2 tRNA genes and 2 rRNA genes are annotated in these 3,801 nt (G+C 51.0%); all 4 read left to right on the top strand.

The features are described from left to right. Positions 1–143 precede the first annotated feature (143 nt). The 4 genes from FQ187_RS29700 (at position 144) to rrf (ending at position 3,754) form a co-directional block, all read left to right on the top strand. Positions 144–220, top strand: a tRNA-Ile gene (locus FQ187_RS29700). Positions 221–247: 27 nt separating this feature from the next. Continuing rightward, a tRNA-Ala gene (locus FQ187_RS29695) sits at positions 248–323 on the top strand. 249 nt (positions 324–572) lie between these two features. Then, a 23S ribosomal RNA gene (locus FQ187_RS29690) occupies positions 573–3,464 on the top strand. 174 nt (positions 3,465–3,638) lie between these two features. Continuing rightward, positions 3,639–3,754 (top strand): 5S ribosomal RNA (gene rrf / locus FQ187_RS29685). Positions 3,755–3,801 lie beyond the last annotated feature (47 nt).

The raw sequence follows: 3,801 nt of genomic DNA, 5'->3' as shown, positions 1-3,801 counted from the left end.
TCCATAAGTTCCCACACGAATTGCTTGATTCATTGAAGAAGACGATAAGAAGCAGCCCTAACAGGTTGTAGCTTAGTTGGTTGGAGCGCACCCCATGCTCGCTGGTAAAGAGCAGGGTGAGGTCGGCCTTAAAGCTCGAAATTGGGTCTGTAGCTCAGTTGGTTAGAGCGCACCCCTGATAAGGGTGAGGTCGGCAGTTCGAATCTGCCCAGACCCACCAATTTTGTGTGGGAACCTGTAGAAATACGGGGCCATAGCTCAGCTGGGAGAGCGCCTGCCTTGCACGCAGGAGGTCAACGGTTCGATCCCGTTTGGCTCCACCACTACTGCTTCTGTTTGTTGAAAGCTTAGAAATGAGCATTCCATCGTGACGATGGTGAATGTTGATTTCTAGTCTTTGGCTAGATCGTTCTTTAAAAATTTGGGTATGTGATAGAAAGATAGACTGGACGTTACTTTCACTGGTAACGGATCAGGCTAAGGTAAAATTTGTGAGTTGCTCTTGATGAGCAAAAATCGAATTTTCGGCGAATGTCGTCTTCACAGTATAACCAGATTGCTTGGGGTTATATGGTCAAGTGAAGAAGCGCATACGGTGGATGCCTTGGCAGTCAGAGGCGATGAAAGACGTGGTAGCCTGCGAAAAGCTTCGGGGAGTCGGCAAACAGACTTTGATCCGGAGATGTCTGAATGGGGGAACCCAGCCATCATAAGATGGTTATCTTAAGCTGAATACATAGGCTTAAGAGGCGAACCAGGGGAACTGAAACATCTAAGTACCCTGAGGAAAAGAAATCAACCGAGATTCCCTTAGTAGTGGCGAGCGAACGGGGACTAGCCCTTAAGTGGCTTTGAGATTAGCGGAACGTTCTGGAAAGTACGGCCATAGTGGGTGATAGCCCTGTACGCGAAAATCTCTTAGTCATGAAATCGAGTAGGACGGAGCACGAGAAACTTTGTCTGAATATGGGGGGACCATCCTCCAAGGCTAAATACTACTGACTGACCGATAGTGAACTAGTACCGTGAGGGAAAGGCGAAAAGAACCCCGGAGAGGGGAGTGAAATAGATCCTGAAACCGTATGCGTACAAGCAGTGGGAGCCCACTTTGTTGGGTGACTGCGTACCTTTTGTATAATGGGTCAGCGACTTATTTTCAGTGGCGAGCTTAACCGAATAGGGGAGGCGTAGCGAAAGCGAGTCTTAATAGGGCGTCTAGTCGCTGGGAATAGACCCGAAACCGGGCGATCTATCCATGGGCAGGTTGAAGGTTGGGTAACACTAACTGGAGGACCGAACCGACTACCGTTGAAAAGTTAGCGGATGACCTGTGGATCGGAGTGAAAGGCTAATCAAGCTCGGAGATAGCTGGTTCTCCTCGAAAGCTATTTAGGTAGCGCCTCATGTATCACTGTAGGGGGTAGAGCACTGTTTCGGCTAGGGGGTCATCCCGACTTACCAAACCGATGCAAACTCCGAATACCTACAAGTGCCGAGCATGGGAGACACACGGCGGGTGCTAACGTCCGTCGTGAAAAGGGAAACAACCCAGACCGTCAGCTAAGGTCCCAAAGTTATGGTTAAGTGGGAAACGATGTGGGAAGGCTTAGACAGCTAGGAGGTTGGCTTAGAAGCAGCCACCCTTTAAAGAAAGCGTAATAGCTCACTAGTCGAGTCGGCCTGCGCGGAAGATGTAACGGGGCTCAAACCATACACCGAAGCTACGGGTATCACTTAGGTGATGCGGTAGAGGAGCGTTCTGTAAGCCTGTGAAGGTGAGTTGAGAAGCTTGCTGGAGGTATCAGAAGTGCGAATGCTGACATGAGTAACGACAATGGGTGTGAAAAACACCCACGCCGAAAGACCAAGGTTTCCTGCGCAACGTTAATCGACGCAGGGTTAGTCGGTCCCTAAGGCGAGGCTGAAAAGCGTAGTCGATGGAAAACAGGTTAATATTCCTGTACTTCTGGTTATTGCGATGGAGGGACGGAGAAGGCTAGGCCAGCTTGGCGTTGGTTGTCCAAGTTTAAGGTGGTAGGCTGGAATCTTAGGTAAATCCGGGATTCTAAGGCCGAGAGCTGATGACGAGTTACCCTTTGGGTGACGAAGTGGTTGATGCCATGCTTCCAAGAAAAGCTTCTAAGCTTCAGGTAACCAGGAACCGTACCCCAAACCGACACAGGTGGTTGGGTAGAGAATACCAAGGCGCTTGAGAGAACTCGGGTGAAGGAACTAGGCAAAATGGCACCGTAACTTCGGGAGAAGGTGCGCCGGTGAGGGTGAAGCATTTACTGCGTAAGCCCATGCCGGTCGAAGATACCAGGCCGCTGCGACTGTTTATTAAAAACACAGCACTCTGCAAACACGAAAGTGGACGTATAGGGTGTGACGCCTGCCCGGTGCCGGAAGGTTAATTGATGGGGTTAGCTAACGCGAAGCTCTTGATCGAAGCCCCGGTAAACGGCGGCCGTAACTATAACGGTCCTAAGGTAGCGAAATTCCTTGTCGGGTAAGTTCCGACCTGCACGAATGGCGTAACGATGGCGGCGCTGTCTCCACCCGAGACTCAGTGAAATTGAAATCGCTGTGAAGATGCAGTGTATCCGCGGCTAGACGGAAAGACCCCGTGAACCTTTACTATAGCTTTGCACTGGACTTTGAATTTGCTTGTGTAGGATAGGTGGGAGGCTTTGAAGCGTGGACGCCAGTTCGCGTGGAGCCAACCTTGAAATACCACCCTGGCAACTTTGAGGTTCTAACTCAGGTCCGTTATCCGGATCGAGGACAGTGTATGGTGGGTAGTTTGACTGGGGCGGTCTCCTCCTAAAGAGTAACGGAGGAGTACGAAGGTGCGCTCAGACCGGTCGGAAATCGGTCGTAGAGTATAAAGGCAAAAGCGCGCTTGACTGCGAGACAGACACGTCGAGCAGGTACGAAAGTAGGTCTTAGTGATCCGGTGGTTCTGTATGGAAGGGCCATCGCTCAACGGATAAAAGGTACTCCGGGGATAACAGGCTGATACCGCCCAAGAGTTCATATCGACGGCGGTGTTTGGCACCTCGATGTCGGCTCATCACATCCTGGGGCTGAAGCCGGTCCCAAGGGTATGGCTGTTCGCCATTTAAAGTGGTACGCGAGCTGGGTTTAGAACGTCGTGAGACAGTTCGGTCCCTATCTGCCGTGGACGTTTGAGATTTGAGAGGGGCTGCTCCTAGTACGAGAGGACCGGAGTGGACGAACCTCTGGTGTTCCGGTTGTCACGCCAGTGGCATTGCCGGGTAGCTATGTTCGGAATAGATAACCGCTGAAAGCATCTAAGCGGGAAACTAGCCTCAAGATGAGATCTCACTGGGACCTTGAGTCCCCTGAAGGGCCGTCGAAGACTACGACGTTGATAGGTTGGGTGTGTAAGCGCTGTGAGGCGTTGAGCTAACCAATACTAATTGCCCGTGAGGCTTGACCATATAACACCCAAGCAATTTGCATGCTTCGAGCTAAAAAGCGAAAGAGCACCAGATTGCGGTGTGTGAAGACGAAACGAACCGAAAGTTCGAGATACTCACAAAACACCAAATCTATCGCATACCCATTCGCTGGAGCGTGAACCTGCAAAGGCCCACGACCTGGCTACCGAATTTCTTGACGACCATAGAGCATTGGAACCACCTGATCCCATCCCGAACTCAGCAGTGAAACGATGCATCGCCGATGGTAGTGTGGGGTTTCCCCATGTGAGAGTAGGTCATCGTCAAGATTAAATTCCGAAACCCCTATCTGCGTATGCAGGTAGGGGTTTTGTTT

Source organism: Pseudomonas sp. ANT_J28 (assembly GCF_008370005.1).
Lineage (GTDB): Bacteria > Pseudomonadota > Gammaproteobacteria > Pseudomonadales > Pseudomonadaceae > Aquipseudomonas > Aquipseudomonas frigoris.
This window is presented reverse-complemented; position numbering and strand designations above follow the sequence as displayed.